The sequence below is a fragment of the Photobacterium sp. DNB23_23_1 genome (assembly GCF_052873815.1).
Genome location: NZ_JBNNXT010000009.1, coordinates 79,348 through 96,779, shown reverse-complemented (window position 1 = coordinate 96,779; position 17,432 = coordinate 79,348). Strand labels below are relative to the sequence as shown.

Below are 17,432 nucleotides of genomic sequence, written 5' to 3'. Positions count from 1 at the left end.
AGGCTGAATTCTTAATTTGAATTTTTCAACCGGGATTATATCAACAAGACGCTAGACTTAGACTTGCGATTAATCATCCCTGTCCCGTCTAAATTCGCCACTGGTGTGACTACGGAAGCCGATACGAAAAACAATGGTTAATGATGATATTGTGGTACAAATTGACCATTTCAAGGGATAAATGAAAACAATACCAGAAATTGAACACCATCGGCTATCCATGGAGGGAAACCTCAGCAGACTTCAATCAGCCAAATACACTTGGTCCAACCCCCTCCCAAGCTAGATATAATAAGCCATATTGGCGATGTCGCCTATGGCAAATGCCCTGACGACGTTTTTCATATTCGAAATATTAGAACTTAACCGCCACTTTTATCCCATAAAGCAGAGTAATGCGTGCTCAACGCTCCAAATACCGTCAACCTACCAAAGCCGAGGCATAAAAAAACGCCGGACAAGGTCCGGCGTTTTTAAAATCTTTTCGCGAGTACAAGGCAATATTACGCCAGTACCATACCTGGTTGAGCAAAGGTAACAGGAACCTGCTGCTCGTCAGTGAAGGTCGCCCACTCATACGCTTCTTGATCAGCAAGTACTGCACGCAGCAGCATGTTGTTTAGCGCATGACCTGACTTATAAGCCACCATTTCACCAATGATGTTATGGCCACACATGTAAAGGTCACCAATGGCGTCCAGTACTTTGTGGGTCACAAGCTCGTTGTCGAAACGCAGCCCTTCATCATTAAGGATACGGTAATCATCAAGCACGATGGCATTATCAAAGCTACCACCCAGACACAGGTTTTGCGACTGAAGGTATTCGATATCACGCATGAAGCCGAAAGTACGGGCACGACTGATATCTTTGACAAATGACTGGCTGGAAAAATCCAGAACCAAACGCTGCTGCTCTGATTCAATCGCCGGGTGATTAAAATCGATAGCGAAATCCAGACGGAACCCGTTAAAAGGACGAAGTTCTGCCCATTTGTCACCATCTTCGACGCGAACAGTTTTTTTGATACGCAAGAAGCGCTTTGGCGTATTCAAGGTATCGATACCAGCAGACTGCAGCAGGTAGATGAACGGGCTTGCACTGCCATCCATAATAGGGATTTCAGGTGCATCAACCTCGATAATTACATTATCGATACCCATTCCTGCCAAGGCAGCGTTAAGGTGCTCAACGGTTGAGATACGTACGCCTTGTTCATTAACCAAGGCTGTACACAACATGGTGTCGCGAACCGAGTCTGCGTCTGCTGGAAAATCAACAGGCGGATTCAAATCGGTACGGCGATAAATCACACCAGTGTTTGCAGCAGCAGGACGAAGAATAAGCGTCACTTTACGGCCAGAGTGAAGTCCCACCCCAGTCGTTTGCACAATGCTTTTCAGTGTACGTTGTCTTATCATCTGCTTGTCTCAACTATTAAATTGCCATCATATCGGCCCTTACCCTTCGTTAAAAAAAAGGCAAGAGCGGATATTATATCACTTTTTAACCAGCTTCCCAAAATATTTGCGCGCTTAGTCAGCTTGCTTGCGCAAAAATGCTGGGATATCAAGGTAGTCGTGATCCGCCTGAGGCTTAGGATTTGCTGCCGTTGCCGCCTGCGGGTTGGCAGAATCAGCTGCCGCAGCAGGCTGGCTCAATGGCGCCGCTTTAGCTTCTTCCGCCGATGCAGGCGCTGCCGCAGGCTTCTCAGAAGCCACAGCCTGTACAGGCTTAGCCGTTCCCGTCACCAAGGTAATGTCAGGCTTGCATTCTTTGCCAATACCCGTCGCCACAACCGTTACTCGTAGCTCGTCAGACATTTCTGGATCCAGCGATGTACCGATAACAACGGTTGCGTTGTCAGAAGCAAACGCCTTCACTGTATTACCGACCGTTTCGAACTCATCCAAACGCATGTCCAGACCCGCTGTAATGTTAACAAGAACACCACGCGCGCCAGCCAAGTCGATATCTTCAAGAAGCGGGCTTGAAATAGCCATTTCCGCCGCTTCTTCAGCACGGTCATCACCAGTTGCAACACCGCTGCCCATCATGGCATGACCCATTTCAGACATAACAGTGCGTACGTCAGCAAAGTCGACGTTGATCATACCCGGGCGGGTGATCAGCTCGGCAATACCCTGTACCGCATTTTTCAATACGTCATTTGCTTTGGCAAAAGCATCCAATAACGTGATACCACGGCCAAGCACTTTGAGTAGTTTTTCGTTAGGGATAGTGATCAACGAGTCAACGTGTTTTGACAGCTCCTCAATACCCTGCTCGGCAAACGCCATGCGCTTTTTGCCTTCGAAGCTAAATGGCTTAGTCACCACCGCAACAGTCAGGATCCCTAGCTCTTTCGCCACTTCGGCAATGATCGGGGCTGCACCAGTACCGGTACCGCCACCCATGCCAGCTGCGATGAAAATCATGTCAGAGCCATCAAGCTCTGCCTTGATCGCTTCGCGATCTTCCAATGCCGAGTCACGGCCAACCTGTGGGTTAGCGCCCGCACCCAGACCTTTGGTGATTGCCCCACCGATCTGGATCACTGTACTTACATTGGTTTTACGAAGTGCCTGAGCATCAGTGTTTACACTGATAAACTCAACACCCTCGATTGATTCACGTACCATGTGATCGACTGCGTTACCACCGCCGCCGCCAACGCCTATGACTTTAATTACTGCTTCGTCAGACATTTCCATCATCGGTTCAAACATGTGTTCTCTCCGTCCATCCTGTTCGCATCAGGTTTAAAATTCTTTTCTTAACCAGCCACTAAGCTTAGAGAAAAAACCAGAAACAGAACGTTTCTGCTCAATTTCACTATCGTCAAATGTCTGACTATCCTTTCCGTAATGCAGTAAGCCTACTGCAGTCGCATAATGTGGGAATTGCACATGTTCGGTCAGTCCTACCATATTCAGTGGTAAGCCGACACGTACCTGGTTGCTGAATACGCGCTCAGCGCACTCCACCAAGCCTTCCATCTGAGCGGCACCGCCGGTCAGGACAATGCCTGCTGCCAGCTGATGCTTAACTCCTGCATTACGCAGTTGATCTTGTACTTCTATCAGCTTCTGATTAACCAACCCCAACAGCTCGCTGTAGCGGGGCTCTATCACTTCGGCCAACGTTTGACTCTGTAGGCTGCGCGACGGACGACCACCAACACTCGGTACATCGACCTTGGCATCTTTGCTAACCAGCTCGCTCAATGCACAGCCATATTTAACTTTAATTTCCTCGGCATCACCCAACGGGGTACCGAACGCATAGGCAATGTCACTGGTCACAACATTACCCGCATAAGGAATCACGGCCGCATGACGCAAAGCGCCACCGGTCCAGACAGCAATATCCATCGTACCGCCACCAATATCAACCACGCATACACCGAGCTCACGCTCATCAGGCGTCAATACTGCATGACTAGCTGCCAAACCGGAGAAAATAAGCTGATCGACTTTGAGTTCACAGCGCTCTACCGCCTTGACGATATTTCGCGCCATGTCGTTATGGCAGGTGATCAAATGAACACTGGCTTCCATGCGTACCCCAGATAAACCAACAGGATTTTTAATTCCCTCTTGATAATCAATAGCAAATTCTTGAGGAATTACATGTAAAACTTTATGTTCATCACTAATTTTTACCGATTTAGCGGTGTGAATGACATTATCAACATCATCCTGAGTGACTTCTTTGTCAGAAATCGGCACCATGCCTTCTTCCGTCTGGCAGCGGATATGCTTGCCTGACAGAGACAGAAATACCGAAGAGATCTGGCAATCTGCCATCAGCTCTGCTTTGTAGATCGCGCCCTGTACCGATTTGACTACAGACTCAAGATCATTCACTCCGCCCTTGTCCATCCCACTGGACGGACTGCTACCTTCTCCGATGACGTTAACTTCGCCATCCGGTAGCACTTCACCGACTAAAGCACTGACTTTGGACGTACCAATATCCAGGCCTACTATCAGTTTTTTATCTGCCGCCTTCGTCATAGCGCCTACTCTTATAGTTCTCTTAAGCCAAACAGGCTGCGGCCGAGCCGATCTATTTGGTTTTGCTTTGATCTGGATCGATGACCCAGCCTACAGCAGCCCCGGTATCATAGCGCAAATCTATGTACTCGATAGCCTGTCCTTGCTGTTCTAATTGCGGGGATAAGGCAATGAAACGTTCGATTCGCTCCATTCGCTCCTTACGCCCTAATTCAAGCCTGACGCCGTTGGTTAACCAAACTCGCCAAGCTCGACGTTCATTTAATGCCAGCGTAGCAATTTCAAAGCCCGCATGCTGTAACCTTGGTTGCATTTCGTGCAACGCAGACAATACTTCTAAACTGGTCCCTTCGGGTCCTGCTAAACCCACCAGCAATTGCCCAGCCTGATCAGGCGATGCCTCGAACACCTCACCGTCCTGATTGACCAAATTATGGCCATTCCAAGACGCTGCGGGATCTTGCTCACCAATAAATACCTTGAGGGTATCCGGCCACTGCTTGCGCACAGCAGCCCGAGCGACCCAGGGCATGGCCTCCAGGGCATGCTGAATGTCATCAACATCTTGGGTCATGAAACTGCCTAGCTGTTCAAGGTGCATTATACCTTCCCGGACATCACCGGGAGTGAGGTAGTGTAACTCACCTTGAATCACCAGCTGTGACAACGGCAGCCGGTTGGCATCTGTCATCCAGTTGATTGCCGCGCTGAAAAGCCAGGCAACAAACCCGATCACAAAGAGAAAAAAAGCCAATCCCCCGCGGTTTTGTAATGATGCCGCAGGAGAAAACGATATTCTTTTTAGGACACTATCAGCCATAAATAGTTTAATCCCGATGTCATAGCCGATAACTAACCAGCAAAAGCGGCAAAGACATTCCCTCACCCTTTCCGCTTTTCACGTAAAGTTGACAGATTATAGCGAGCAAGCTGCAGCTCTCCAACATCTGATAGCCGATTCCTCGCAGATCCTTGGCTATAAGCTTAAATCAAGGCAAAAAACAAGCCAAATATATATTTTTTATACAGCCAAAATTTATTGTTGGCTCATCTGCTCAATATTCAGTTGCATATCTGCTAACTGACGAGCGATTTTGCCAACATCGCCAGCTCCCTGTGTCAGAACCAAATCATCATTTTGTAGAATATTGGCCAAAGCAGATGGCAATGCATCGATATTAGGGACAAAAATCGGATCCAATTTACCACGACCACGAATAGTGCGACACAAAGCGCGGCCATCCGCGCCAGCAATCGGCACTTCACCGGCAGAATACACGTCCAGCATAACAAGTACATCAACTTGCTCGAGAACATGAGCAAAATCGTCATACAGATCACGGGTCCGACTATAGCGGTGTGGTTGGAACACCATGACCAGACGCTTTTCTTCCCAGCCTGCACGGGCGGCCTGAATCGTCACATCCACTTCACTCGGGTGGTGGCCGTAATCATCAACCAGCATCACTTTGCCGTTACCTGTCTCGAAATCGCCAAGATGGTCAAAACGTCGGCCTGTTCCTTCAAACCCAGCCAGAGCGTGAATGATCGCTTCATCGGCAACACCTTCTTCAGACGCAACAGCGACAGCTGCCGTCGCATTCAGGGCGTTGTGCTTACCTGGAATATTCAGTTTGATTTCCAAGGCTGGTTTGTCTTTACGTAGTATAGAGAAGTGTCCCTGCTGACCGCGCTGATCATAATCAACCAAACGCACATCAGCATCTTCAGAGAAGCCATAAGTAATAACCTGACGGCCAATTTTGGGAAGCAGCTCACGCACCACAGGATCATCAATGCACATCACCGCCAAACCATAAAACGGCAGGTTGTGAAGAAAATCGATAAATGTCTGTTTCAGCACTTCAAAGTCACCACCATAGGTATCCATGTGGTCAGCTTCAATATTCGTCACCACACATACCATCGGCTGCAGGTGCAGGAATGATGCATCACTCTCGTCAGCTTCAGCGATCAGGTAACGACTCGATCCCAGCCGGGCGTTAGTGCCTGCGCTCTTGACCAAACCACCATTGACGAACGTTGGATCCAACCCCGCTTCAGAATAGATCTGGGTAACCAGCGCGGTGGTTGTCGTTTTACCATGGGTGCCAGCAATCGCGATACCGTGGCGGTAGCGCATCAGCTCTGCCAGCATTTCCGCACGGCGAACCACAGGTATACGCAGCTCGCGGGCAGCAGTCAGTTCAGGGTTGCTCTGGTCAATGGCGGTCGAGGCCACCACTACACTGGATCCTTCGACATTGGTGGCAGCATGGCCAAAGAAAATCTCCGCCCCTTTTTCTGCCAACCGGTTGGTCACCGCATTTGGCGCCAAGTCTGAACCGCTAACGTGGTAGCCTTCGTTAACCAATACTTCCGCGATACCGCTCATGCCGGCACCACCGATTCCAACAAAGTGGATACGCTCTACGCGGCGCATCTCTGGCACCATGGTTCTAATTTTTGCTAATTGCTGGTTATCCAGTTTACTCATCACTTTGTCTCGTCTTATTATTTTGCCAGCGACTTGATCACTTCCGCCACCCGGCGGTCGGCATCAACAATCGCTGCGTCACGTGCTGCCTGTGCCATCTTGGCCAGCTGTGCACGATCTAATTGCTGTAAGGTGTCAGCCAGACCTTCTACGGTCAACTCGGGCTGCTCAATCATTTTCGCGGCACCGCACTGGACCAAATGGTCAGCATTTAGCGCCTGCTGGCGATCTTTGTGCATGAATGGCACAAACACGGCGCCAAGGCCAGCTGCCGATAGCTCAGAAACGGTTAGGGCACCCGAGCGACAAACAACGATATCGGCCCAAGCATAGGCTGCTGCCACATCATCGATAAATTCGGTGACTCGGATGTTGTTGGCCTGCTGGTTGGCATATTGGCTATAATCCTGCTCAGTTTGGGCCTGAGCACCTTTACCTGCCTGGTGCCACACTGTGACACGATCGCCCAGTAAACCCGCAACTTGAGGCAGAGTTTGATTAAGGATCCGCGCGCCTTGGCTGCCGCCCATTACCAAGATCCGGATAGGGCCATCACGCTCAGCAAAACGTTGCGCAGGCGATGCCAGTGACACCACGTCCTGACGTACAGGATTACCGACAACCTCACTATTCGGGAAGGCACCAGGGAACGCCTGCAGCACACGGGCTGCAATGCGGGACAGCCATTGGTTGGTCAAGCCTGCCACCGCGTTTTGCTCATGCAAGATCACAGGGACACCTGACAACCAAGCGGCAACACCGCCCGGACCACTGACATAGCCGCCCATGCCCAGCACGGCATCTGGTTGCCACGCCTTAATATATTTTCTTGCCTGCATAATCGCGCCGACAATTTTGAAAGGCGCCGCCAACAAGCGGGAAATACCTTGGCCTCGTAACCCTTTGACCTTGATAAAGTCAATATCAATACCGTGTTTCGGTACCAACTCGGCTTCCATACGATCAGCAGTACCTAGCCAGCGGATGTCCCAACCTTCTTGCTGTAACCGCTTGGCGACAGCTAGCCCCGGAAAGACATGTCCTCCGGTCCCGCCCGCCATAACCAGCAGGCGTTTATTCTTGTTCATTGTCATTTTCTTCTACTTCCGGATCCGGCATCGCTTTGGCAGCTATCCGCTGCTCATAATCAATTCGAATCAAAATGGCGACCGCAGTAGCCATAATAAATAAACTTGAGCCACCGTAACTGATCAGCGGCAGGGTCAGTCCCTTGGTCGGCACCATTCCCGCCGCGGCCCCCACATTGACCAAGGTTTGAAAAGCAAACCAGAAGCCAAAGCCAAAGGCGAGGAAGCCACCAAATAGCTGCTCGGTCTGCAGGCAACGGCGGCCAATCATCAGCGCTTTGAAAACCAATGCGAAGATAAGCAGTAAAACGACCGTAACACCGATCAAGCCGACTTCCTCGGCCAGCACTGCAAATACAAAGTCGGTATGCGCCTCTGGCAGGTATTCCAGTTTCTGGATTGAGTTACCAAGACCTTGCCCGAACCATTCCCCTCGTCCGAAGGCCATCAGAGATTGAGTCAACTGGTAGCCACTACCGAACGGATCTTCCCACGGATCCATAAACGAGGTCACCCGTCGCAAACGGTAGGGTTCGAAGACGATTAGCAGACCAATGCCAAAGCAAGCCGAACCAATCATCACAATAAACTGCCACAGTTTGGCGCCAGCAATAAACAACATGCCGACCGTAGTCACGAACATCACCACGAATGAGCCGAGATCAGGTTGTTCTAGCAGCAGAGCACCAAGTAACGCCAAGACCAGCAAGGGTTTAGCAAAACCGACAAACGACTGTCGAACCTGCTCGTACTGCCGAACCAGGTAGCCGGACATGAAGAGGAACAAGGAAAGCTTGGCCACTTCGGCTGGCTGAAGGTTGAAAATCCCCAGCGGGATCCAACGCGATGCACCATTGACCGAACGGCCAACCCCGAGCACCAGCACCAGCAAAACCATAGAGAGGATCAACATTGGCACGCTGTACTGACGCCACTTCTCAAGCGGGATCATCAAAACAAAGCTGGCCAATACCAGTGAGCAAAAAAGGAAAAAACCATGGCGTAGGGCAAAATAGAACGGCATATCCGTCAAGCGGGTCGCAATCGGGACCGAGGCAGATGTTACCATCACCAAGCCAGTCACCATCAAGGCCAACGCAATCCAGACCAACTGTCTGTCATACGGGCTCTGTGCCGCCGGCTTTGTCATCCAATCAAAAAACTGCCCCATCCCTTCCTTTACCGCTCCCGCCATCAGCTTTCCATGCCTACTTGGTGCTGTAATGATAGTGCCAATTCGACAAACGTATCACCACGTACCATAAAGTTAGCAAATTGATCGAGGCTCGCACAGGCCGGCGATAACAAGATCATATCTCCAGCACTGGCTGTTTGCGCAGCCTGTGACATGGCTTGCTCCATCGTCTCGACCACTACAGGCTGGGAGACTAGCGGGGCAAACTGATTTCCATCACGGCCAAAGCAATACAACTGGGTATCTAAGGCTGCCAAGACTGGCGCTAGCTCGGAAAAATCCGCCCCCTTGCCATCACCACCAACCAACAAGTGAAGCTTGCCGTTGAGCTGCAAACCATTAAGAGCTGCCAGGGTACTGGCCAGATTTGTCGCCTTGGAATCATTGACCCACTTCACGCCATGTTGCTCGGCAACGAGCTGACAGCGGTGGGCCAGACCATTATAACGGCGTAGCGCTCGGCAGGCGGCACCACGTTCGATACCAACGGCATCGGCCAACGCCAATGCGGCAAGGCTGTTGGCCACATTGTGGCGCCCTACCAAGGCGATATCGTTACTTGGCATAATAGGCTCACCAGCCACGGCCAGCCATTCTTCACCTTGAAGCATCACCAACCCATAGCGGTCGGTGTGATTTGTCTGACCGTCATTCAGGCCAAAGCTTACCAGATCACCGTTGAAGGCTTTCTGTTCAGAGACTAGATTGTCAGCACCCGGCTGAGTCGCCAGATCGTCGCGGTTGAACACTGCCAATTCGGCATAATCAAAAATACGCATCTTGGCGGCGCTGTACTGCGCCAAGCCACCTGGGTAGCGGTCCATATGATCTTCGGACAAATTCAGGTATGCCGCAGCTTTAAGAGATAGGTTAGAGGTGGTTTCGAGCTGGAAACTAGAAAGTTCAAGCACATATAGGTCATGAACTTGCGCTAGCATATCCAAGGCGGCAAAACCGATATTGCCGCCGACACCGACGTTAATACCGGCTTCTTTGGCCATTTCGCCAACCAAGCTAGTGACAGTGCTCTTGCCATTGGAGCCAGTGATCGCCACCACAGGTTTGTCGACCGCACGGGCAAACAGTTCGATATCACCGACAATCTCAATGCCGGCGGTAGCCGCTTGCTGCAGCTGCGGGGTGGCCAAAGCGATCCCCGGGCTTGAGACAATCAAATCGGCCGCCATCAGCCACTCCATCTGCCACTGGCCACTGCACAGCGCGACTGACTCGGGCAATTGCTCACGGCCAGGAGGGTGCTCGCGGGTATCAATGACCTTGATATCCAATGGCTGAGTCGACCTCAACAAATGGTTCACCACCGACAGGCCGGTCATACCCAGCCCGATCACCACAACCCGTTTAACACCTTCCAAGCCTTTCATTTTATCGTACCTTCAGGGTCGCCAGCGCGATCAGTACCAGCATCAGGGTAATGATCCAGAAACGCACGATCACACGAGGCTCCGGCCAACCTTTCAATTCATAGTGGTGGTGGATCGGTGCCATGCGGAAGATCCGCTGACCACGCAGCTTGTATGAACCAACCTGCAGGATCACCGATACGGTTTCCATCACGAATACACCGCCCATCACAACCAGCAGTAGTTCCTGGCGAACCAATACGGCGATGGTGCCCAGTGCACCGCCTAAGGCAAGCGAACCAACATCGCCCATAAAGACTTGTGCCGGATAGGTGTTGAACCACAAAAAGCCCAAACCAGCCCCGACAATTGCGGTACAAACGACAACCAATTCACTGGCATCTTTCAGGTATGGGATATGCAGGTAGTTAGCAAAATTAACGTTGCCGGTAGCCCAAGCAATAAAGGCCATACCACCCGCAACCATGACGGTCGGCATGATTGCCAAGCCATCAAGGCCATCGGTCAGATTTACCGCATTACTGGTACCAACAATCACGAAATAGGTAAAGACGATGTAGAACAAACCAAGCTGCGGCATAACATCCTTGAAGAATGGCACCACCAGCTGGGTTGCAACAGTATCTTGACCATGAATATACAGAGCAAAGGCCACGCCCAGCGCAATCACCGACTGCCAGAAATACTTCCAGCGCGCGATCAGACCATCGGTGTTCTTGCGAACGACCTTGCGGTAATCATCGACAAAGCCAACCGCACCGTAGCCCAACATGACGGTGAGTACCGCCCAGACATACGGGTTGCTCAGATCAGCCCACAGTAAGACGGTAATCGCAATCGCTGCCAGGATCATGATCCCGCCCATCGTTGGGGTACCACGTTTGCTAAAGTGCGACTCAGGGCCGTCGTGACGGACCACCTGGCCGATCTGCAGCATCTGCAGGCGGGCGATCAGGCGAGGCCCCATCCACAGCGAAATCATCAGTGCCGTCAAGATACTGATAATGGCGCGGAAAGTCAGGTATTCAAACAGGCGAAAAAATGGAAATGTCGATTCCAGTAAGTCAGCTAACCAGTAAATCATTATTTATATTCCTGCAGTGCAACAATCACATCTTCCATGCGGGAGCTACGCGCTCCTTTTGCCAGCACTGTCACTTGGGTGTTATCTTCATTGAGCAAAGGATCAAGCTGCTGCTGCAAAGTCTCGATCAGTGCTGTTTTATCGTTAAAATGTTGGCCGTTGTTCAGCGTACTGACTATTTGGCTGGCACTGCCAAAGGTCATAACCTTATCCAAGCGACGTTCAAGGGCATACTCTGCCACTTCTCGGTGCAGTGATACACTGTCATCGCCCAGCTCGGCCATATCCCCCAACACGAACCAACGCTGCCCTTCAAAGCCAGCCAATAGGTCGATAGCGGCCTTAACCGACGCGACACTGGCATTGTAGGTATCATCCACCAGCCTCAAATTAGGGCACGGTTCAGTAACATCAACACGGCCTTTCACATTGGCCACGCCGCCCAGACCAGCTTGTACCTGCTCCGGGGTTGCGCCCATCGCCATTGCCAACGCTGCGGCAGCAAGGGCATTGGCAACATTATGGCCACCAGCCAGTGTCAAACTAACCGGAAATGTTGCTGTGGGGGTGCGCATTGTAAAGCAAGCACGGCCCATACTGTTAATACTTATATCAACCGCATGAAAATCTGCTTCAGGCTGAGTAGCAGAAAACGTCTGTAACTGATGGTTTTCCAGCATTTGGTGCCACTTATCCTGGGCATTAGAGTCAAGGTTGATAATGGCAACGGCCTCTTTACCTCGCTCTTCTAAACCTTCGAATATTTCGCCCTTGGCTTTTGCCACACCGTCCAGCGAGCCAAACCCTTCGAGGTGAGCGGCAGCCAGGTTGTTGATCAACGCCACCTGCGGCTTGACCAAATTCGTGGTGTAGGCGATTTCTTTTTGGTGATTGGCGCCCAGCTCAATCACCGCAAACTCATGCTCAGGCTCAAGCCGAAGCAAGGTCAGCGGTACACCGATATCGTTATTGAAGTTACCACCTGTTGCCAGCACCTTGCCTTTGAGCGCCAAAATAGCAGCCGCCATTTCCTTCACCGTGGTTTTCCCGCAGCTGCCAGTCAGTGCTACCGTTTTCAAACCATGATGCAGTTCCATTTCAGCCTTAAGCCACGCACCCAGTTGGCCAAGTGCCTTATGGGTATCATCAACCACCAGCTGAGGTAGGTTAACCGGTAAGTGCTTACTCACCAACAAAGCTGCAGCCCCCTGCTCTTTGGCGTTGTGGCAGAAGTCATGGGCATCAAAGCGTTCGCCAATCAGGGCAATAAACAGGGTATTATCCGCGATTTGGCGGGTATCGGTGGATACCGCAGAAATAGTGATGTCATTACCGAACAGTTTTCCACCCAATACATCAGCCAATTGAGAGAGTTGTACCGGGATCATACCTTTGCCTCCAGCAGTTCGGCGACCGTCTCGCGGTCAGAGTAATGAATGGTGCGGCCTGCTAAAATTTGGTAGTCCTCGTGGCCTTTACCCGCCACCAACACGATATCGTCGGTACCCGCTTGGGTAAGTGCCCACTGACACGCTTCACGGCGATCGTGAATCGTTTGGGCCAGCTCCGGCTTTGCCAGTCCAGCCAGCATATCCGCCATAATGGCCGACGGTGACTCGCTGCGCGGGTTGTCATCGGTCAGGATAACCTTATCTGCCAAGTTTTCCGCTGCCAGCGCCATCAAGGGGCGCTTGCCGCGGTCGCGGTCGCCACCACAGCCGAAAATACACCAAAGTTGGCCGTGGCAATGCACGCGCAAAGCCTGCAAGGCTTTCTCCAGCGCATCGGGGGTGTGAGCATAATCAACAACCATCATAGGTTTGTCAGGCTTTTGAAAAACTTCCATCCGCCCTGTTACGGCCTGCAATTGCGGTGCAACAGTCAGCAACGCTGACATCTGATGACCTGTCGCCAGCAGCGTTGCCAGTGACAGTAGTAAGTTAGTGACATTAAACGCCCCGACTAGCGGCGCGGTAAATTGCCCGACTCCCCAGCTTGAATCAAAGGCCACGCTCACACCTTGGGCGCTGTACTCAACCGACTCCAGCCAAAGCTGCTTGCCGGTATGGCCAGCTAGGTGCTTCAGCTCCATGGCGACAGCAACCGCATGCGGTAGATCGGCCAGCCATTCACGACCAACCACATCATCAGCGTTAATCACCGCCACACCACACTGGTGCTCGGTAAACAAGGTTTTCTTGGCCTCGGCATAGCTGGCCATATCACCGTGATAATCAAGATGATCACGGCTTAGGTTGGTAAAGATACTGGCTTTGAATGCTAGCGCTTTTACTCGCCCCTGTACCAAACCATGAGAAGACACTTCCATTGCCGCAAAGCGAGCTCCCTGAGTCGCCATCTGCTGTAATACACAAGGGATTTCAAGTGCACTTCCGGTGGTGTTGGTCGCAGGTTGGATCTGATCTAACAGGCCATTACCCGTTGTTCCCATCACGCCAGCCGGCTGACCCAACAACATCGCCCATTGCGCCAGCAACTGGCTGATGGTGGTTTTGCCATTGGTGCCCGTAACGGCAACAACCTCGATTTGCTCATCAGGAGCCCCATAAAAACGCTTGGCAATGGCCGAGAGCAACTCTCCAAGAAGAGGAAGATAAATCACTGCACCTTCAGTGCTTTGTTCGATATACGGCTGCTCGGTATCGGCTTGTGCCAACACCAATGCCGCTCCGGCCTGTTGCGCCTTAGCAATAAACCGTCGGCCATCAACACTGTGGCCCTTAACGGCGACAAACATCTCACCTGGCTTGATCTGCCGGCTATCGAGGGTCATCCCCGAAATGGAGACCGCGGCCACTGATTCAGGTAGGCAAAGGCCCTCCAGCCATGGCGATAATAGCTCACCAACGGCGTGTAATACTTTAGGTTCCGGCATGGGTATTGCCTCTGTGGTTCACAACGTTTAAATCTTCAAGCGTTCCCGCATCCGGCGGGATATTCAAAATCTGCAATGCACTCTCCATCACTTCGGAGAAAATCGGCGCAGCAATGGCACCACCGTAGTAAGCATCACCCTGGGGTTCGTTGACCACCACGACCATCGCCAACCTTGGGTTACTGATCGGCGCCAGTCCAGCGGTCATCGCAACATATTCATCACTGTAGCCACCTGCAACCGCTTTTTTCGCCGTACCTGTTTTTGCGCCGACCCGGTATCCCGGTACCGCTGCACGGTGGGCACTGCCCCCTTTGTGGGTGACCAGTTCAAGCATATCGAGTAGCTCACGGGTGTTCTCGGCCGACACGACCTGGCGCCCAGGCACAACCGCTTCGGTCTTCAGGATAGAAAGCGGTCGGTTGACGCCCATCGCACCCAAAGTGGCGTAAGCGCGCACTAACTGGATTGGGGTCACCGAGATACCGTAGCCGAAGGAGAGAGTAGCCCGTTCAAAATCAGACCACCGACGGCGGTTGGGGAAAAAACCTTGTGCCTCGCCGATCAGGTTGATCCCCGAGGCGTCCCCCATCCCCACGCTGCTGTACATCCCCAGCACCGCATCGACCGGCATCGCCAACGAAAGCTTGCTCACCCCGATATTACTGGACTTTTGCAGAATTTTGGCGAGATTGGCTTTGCCAACCCGCGAAACATCTCGCACTCGGCTACCACCAATTTGCATCAGCCCGTTGCCGGTATCGATAACGGTATTTTCATCCGCAACACCATTTTCCATCGCAGCCAAGACTACAAATGGCTTGATGGTCGACCCCGGTTCCATGGCATCGGTAATGACCCGGTTACGCATCCTAAAGCTTTGCAACTGATCGCGGTTATTCGGGTTATAAGAAGGCGCGTTAACCATCGCCATTATTTCACCGGTTCGTACATCAACCATCACCACCGATGCGGATGTTGCCTGATAATCGGCGACCGCTTGTTTCACCGCACGATAAGCAACAGCTTGAAGTCGCTGATCGATACTCAGGCTAAGTGACTTGCCCGGCTCACGCTTTTTAAGGGAAATATTCTCAACGACACGGCCATAACGGTCTTTGCGCACGGTACGGCGTCCCGGCTCTCCGGTCAGCCAACCATCATAGGTTCGCTCGACCCCTTCGAGGCCGTGGCTATCAATACCGGTAACACCAACGAGATGCGCGCTGACCTCGCCGGCAGGGTAGAAACGGCGGGATTCATCTTTCAGGCCAACACCGGGTAGCTTGAGCTTACTGACATAAGCAGCCATGGCCGGGCTCACCTGGCGTTGCAAGTAGATAAAACGACGCTTGCTGTTTTTCTCAATGCGGGTCATCAACCCTTGACGATCAATCCCCAAGACATCGGCAAGGGCATACCAGCGCTCGGGCTGGGCCAAGCCATTACGTTTAAAAATCTGCACCGGATCAGCCCATACAGCCTGAACCGGCACACTGACAGCCAGTTGCTCGCCATTGCGATCGGAGATAATGCCGCGGGCAGAAGGCAGAGCCTTGACCCTAAGTGAGCGCAGATCCCCTTCCTGGATCAACTTGCCAGGCTCGAGGACCTGAATATAGGCCGAGCGACCCACAAGGGCCACCAACGCCAAGAATATACATGCGCAAATAACACCAAAGCGCCACGGGATAAATGCCGGTGGCGCTTTTTGTCGACGTTGATTCTGCTTATCAGAACGCTTGATAGGTTTTGTTTTCTTCATTATTTGACAATAACTTCGCTATCACGTGATGGACGTTGCATGTCCATATCCTGTTCGGCTAAACGTTCAATACGGCTATGCTCGGCCAGTGAGCTCTCTTCAAGGATCTGATTACGCCACTCGATATCGAGCTGATCCCGCTCGATCAGCAACTGCTCCTGCTGGGCAATCATTTGACGGGAGTGATGGGTGATCAAAACCACTCCCAATGCAGAAACCAACACCAGAACCAACAATATCATCGGAATACGACCGACAGATAACAGATCCCGGCCTACTATCTGGGCCAGGTTATCTGTAGGTTCCGGTTGTTGCTTCATAGGCGTTCGGCCAAGCGCAGCACTGAACTACGAGAGCGAGTATTACCGCTCACTTCGTTTTGTGACGGTTTAATCGCTTTACTTACCTGCTTGAGATCTGCACTACCCAGTGCCTTGATTTGCTCTTCGGTCAACGGTAAGCCAGCTGGTACTTCCGGCCCTTTACTCTGCTTGCGGATAAAACGCTTCACCATCCGATCTTCCAGCGAATGGAAGCTGATCACTGACAAACGACCGCCGGTTGCCAGAATATTGACCGCACCTTTCAACGCTGTCTCGATTTCTTCTAGCTCACTGTTGATATAAATACGGATCGCCTGGAAGCTGCGCGTTGCAGGGTGCTTGTGTTTATCCTTGAACGGCGAAACATTGGCAATCAGCTTCGCCAACTGGGTGGTACGGGTCAACGGCTCGTTTTCCGGATCTTCTCGGTATGCCACAATGCCGCGGGCGATACGCTTGGCAAAACGCTCTTCCCCGAACTCTTTCAGTACCCAGGCTATATCATCAGCTTCTGCTTCAGCCAGCCAATCCGCTGCCGAGATCCCTGATGTCGGGTCCATACGCATATCAAGCGGCCCATCACGCATAAAACTAAAGCCGCGTTCAGCATCGTCCAACTGCGGGGAAGACACACCTAAATCCAGCAGCACGCCATCCACGCGGCCGATCAAGTCACGCTCTTCCATATATTGCTCCATGCCAGAAAACGGGCCATGGATAATATTAAACCGAGGATCATTAATTTTCTGGGCTTCGGCAATCGCCTGAGGATCACGGTCAATACTGTAAAGGCGCCCGTTTTCACCTAGCTGGGAAAGGATCAATCGACTGTGTCCACCACGGCCAAATGTCCCATCGATGTAGATACCATCTGGTTTGATGGCCAAACCATCAACAGATTCATGAAGTAAAACCGAGACGTGCTCAAACTGTTCAGACATAAGTATTTATTCAGCTCTTGTGAAACCGTACAGTCCGTTATCAACGAACTGGCATAAAATCCAGTAACAGTGGAAATTCATAAACTTAGGCTATTAAAACAATGTTTTAAAAGCATTTTCTGCAATTTCCCACTGCAAAGTGTACGTATTTGATAAAAAAGATGTCAAGCCGAGGGCCGCAATTCTAACAATCACTTGATATTTATTGCGGGGCTAAAACGACAAAAGGTGATGCAAAG

Annotated in this window: 14 protein-coding genes; all 14 read right to left on the bottom strand. The window is 51.6% G+C overall.

Going from position 1 to position 17,432, the window contains the following annotated elements; all coding sequences use genetic code 11:
- Positions 1–503 precede the first annotated feature (503 nt).
- Complete coding sequence (lpxC, locus tag ACVA53_RS08275; RefSeq protein ID WP_255040804.1) at positions 504–1,421, bottom strand: UDP-3-O-acyl-N-acetylglucosamine deacetylase; 918 nt, start codon at positions 1,419–1,421, stop codon at positions 504–506.
- A gap of 114 nt (positions 1,422–1,535) precedes the next feature.
- Entirely contained in the window at positions 1,536–2,729 is a 1,194-nt protein-coding gene (gene ftsZ, locus ACVA53_RS08270) for a cell division protein FtsZ (RefSeq protein WP_446504872.1), read from the bottom strand.
- 33 nt (positions 2,730–2,762) lie between these two features.
- Positions 2,763–4,019 carry a cell division protein FtsA gene (gene ftsA / locus ACVA53_RS08265; RefSeq protein WP_255040802.1) on the bottom strand — a complete coding sequence of 419 codons (1,257 nt, stop codon included), beginning with the start codon at positions 4,017–4,019 and terminating at the stop codon, positions 2,763–2,765.
- A 52-nt stretch (positions 4,020–4,071) separates the two neighbouring features.
- Positions 4,072–4,839 carry a cell division protein FtsQ/DivIB gene (locus tag ACVA53_RS08260; protein ID WP_255040801.1) on the bottom strand — a complete coding sequence of 256 codons (768 nt, stop codon included), beginning with the start codon at positions 4,837–4,839 and terminating at the stop codon, positions 4,072–4,074.
- A 216-nt stretch (positions 4,840–5,055) separates the two neighbouring features.
- The gene (gene murC, locus ACVA53_RS08255) at positions 5,056–6,516 is read right to left on the bottom strand and encodes a UDP-N-acetylmuramate--L-alanine ligase (protein WP_255040800.1); all 1,461 of its coding nucleotides are present in this window, start codon (positions 6,514–6,516) and stop codon (positions 5,056–5,058) included.
- A gap of 17 nt (positions 6,517–6,533) precedes the next feature.
- Positions 6,534–7,604 carry an undecaprenyldiphospho-muramoylpentapeptide beta-N-acetylglucosaminyltransferase gene (gene murG / locus ACVA53_RS08250; RefSeq protein WP_255040799.1) on the bottom strand — a complete coding sequence of 357 codons (1,071 nt, stop codon included), beginning with the start codon at positions 7,602–7,604 and terminating at the stop codon, positions 6,534–6,536.
- Positions 7,591–8,799 carry a cell division protein FtsW gene (ftsW, locus tag ACVA53_RS08245; RefSeq protein ID WP_255040798.1) on the bottom strand — a complete coding sequence of 403 codons (1,209 nt, stop codon included), beginning with the start codon at positions 8,797–8,799 and terminating at the stop codon, positions 7,591–7,593. The genes murG and ftsW overlap by 14 nt, the downstream gene beginning before the upstream one ends.
- A complete protein-coding gene (murD, locus tag ACVA53_RS08240) occupies positions 8,799–10,184 on the bottom strand; it encodes a UDP-N-acetylmuramoyl-L-alanine--D-glutamate ligase (RefSeq protein WP_255040797.1) in 1,386 nt (461 codons plus the stop codon). The genes ftsW and murD overlap by 1 nt, the downstream gene beginning before the upstream one ends.
- A 1-nt stretch (position 10,185) precedes the next feature.
- Positions 10,186–11,268 (bottom strand): phospho-N-acetylmuramoyl-pentapeptide-transferase, encoded by a 1,083-nt coding sequence (gene mraY / locus ACVA53_RS08235; protein ID WP_107350029.1) that lies wholly within the window; start codon positions 11,266–11,268, stop codon positions 10,186–10,188.
- Positions 11,268–12,656, bottom strand: coding sequence for a UDP-N-acetylmuramoyl-tripeptide--D-alanyl-D-alanine ligase (murF, locus tag ACVA53_RS08230; protein WP_255040796.1), 1,389 nt, complete (start codon positions 12,654–12,656; stop codon positions 11,268–11,270). Before murF ends, mraY begins: the two co-directional genes overlap by 1 nt.
- Positions 12,653–14,164: a UDP-N-acetylmuramoyl-L-alanyl-D-glutamate--2,6-diaminopimelate ligase gene (murE, locus tag ACVA53_RS08225; protein WP_446504871.1), complete on the bottom strand. Its 1,512-nt coding sequence runs from the start codon at positions 14,162–14,164 to the stop codon at positions 12,653–12,655. Before murE ends, murF begins: the two co-directional genes overlap by 4 nt.
- Positions 14,151–15,929, bottom strand: coding sequence for a penicillin-binding transpeptidase domain-containing protein (locus tag ACVA53_RS08220; RefSeq protein WP_255040794.1), 1,779 nt, complete (start codon positions 15,927–15,929; stop codon positions 14,151–14,153). Before ACVA53_RS08220 ends, murE begins: the two co-directional genes overlap by 14 nt.
- Positions 15,929–16,249 carry a cell division protein FtsL gene (gene ftsL / locus ACVA53_RS08215; protein ID WP_255040793.1) on the bottom strand — a complete coding sequence of 107 codons (321 nt, stop codon included), beginning with the start codon at positions 16,247–16,249 and terminating at the stop codon, positions 15,929–15,931. Before ftsL ends, ACVA53_RS08220 begins: the two co-directional genes overlap by 1 nt.
- Positions 16,246–17,193: a 16S rRNA (cytosine(1402)-N(4))-methyltransferase RsmH gene (gene rsmH / locus ACVA53_RS08210; RefSeq protein ID WP_255040792.1), complete on the bottom strand. Its 948-nt coding sequence runs from the start codon at positions 17,191–17,193 to the stop codon at positions 16,246–16,248. Before rsmH ends, ftsL begins: the two co-directional genes overlap by 4 nt.
- Positions 17,194–17,432 lie beyond the last annotated feature (239 nt).

Bases quoted from the DNA above. Each gene is read 5' to 3' on its own strand.
- lpxC (WP_255040804.1), bottom strand. From the start codon at position 1,421: ATGATAAGACAACGTACACTGAAAAGCATTGTGCAAACGACTGGGGTG.
- ftsZ (WP_446504872.1), bottom strand. From the start codon at position 2,729: ATGTTTGAACCGATGATGGAAATGTCTGACGAAGCAGTAATTAAAGTC.
- ftsA (WP_255040802.1), bottom strand. From the start codon at position 4,019: ATGACGAAGGCGGCAGATAAAAAACTGATAGTAGGCCTGGATATTGGT.
- ACVA53_RS08260 (WP_255040801.1), bottom strand. From the start codon at position 4,839: ATGGCTGATAGTGTCCTAAAAAGAATATCGTTTTCTCCTGCGGCATCA.
- murC (WP_255040800.1), bottom strand. From the start codon at position 6,516: ATGAGTAAACTGGATAACCAGCAATTAGCAAAAATTAGAACCATGGTG.
- murG (WP_255040799.1), bottom strand. From the start codon at position 7,604: ATGAACAAGAATAAACGCCTGCTGGTTATGGCGGGCGGGACCGGAGGA.
- ftsW (WP_255040798.1), bottom strand. From the start codon at position 8,799: ATGGCGGGAGCGGTAAAGGAAGGGATGGGGCAGTTTTTTGATTGGATG.
- murD (WP_255040797.1), bottom strand. From the start codon at position 10,184: ATGAAAGGCTTGGAAGGTGTTAAACGGGTTGTGGTGATCGGGCTGGGT.
- mraY (WP_107350029.1), bottom strand. From the start codon at position 11,268: ATGATTTACTGGTTAGCTGACTTACTGGAATCGACATTTCCATTTTTT.
- murF (WP_255040796.1), bottom strand. From the start codon at position 12,656: ATGATCCCGGTACAACTCTCTCAATTGGCTGATGTATTGGGTGGAAAA.
- murE (WP_446504871.1), bottom strand. From the start codon at position 14,164: ATGCCGGAACCTAAAGTATTACACGCCGTTGGTGAGCTATTATCGCCA.
- ACVA53_RS08220 (WP_255040794.1), bottom strand. From the start codon at position 15,929: ATGAAGAAAACAAAACCTATCAAGCGTTCTGATAAGCAGAATCAACGT.
- ftsL (WP_255040793.1), bottom strand. From the start codon at position 16,249: ATGAAGCAACAACCGGAACCTACAGATAACCTGGCCCAGATAGTAGGC.
- rsmH (WP_255040792.1), bottom strand. From the start codon at position 17,193: ATGTCTGAACAGTTTGAGCACGTCTCGGTTTTACTTCATGAATCTGTT.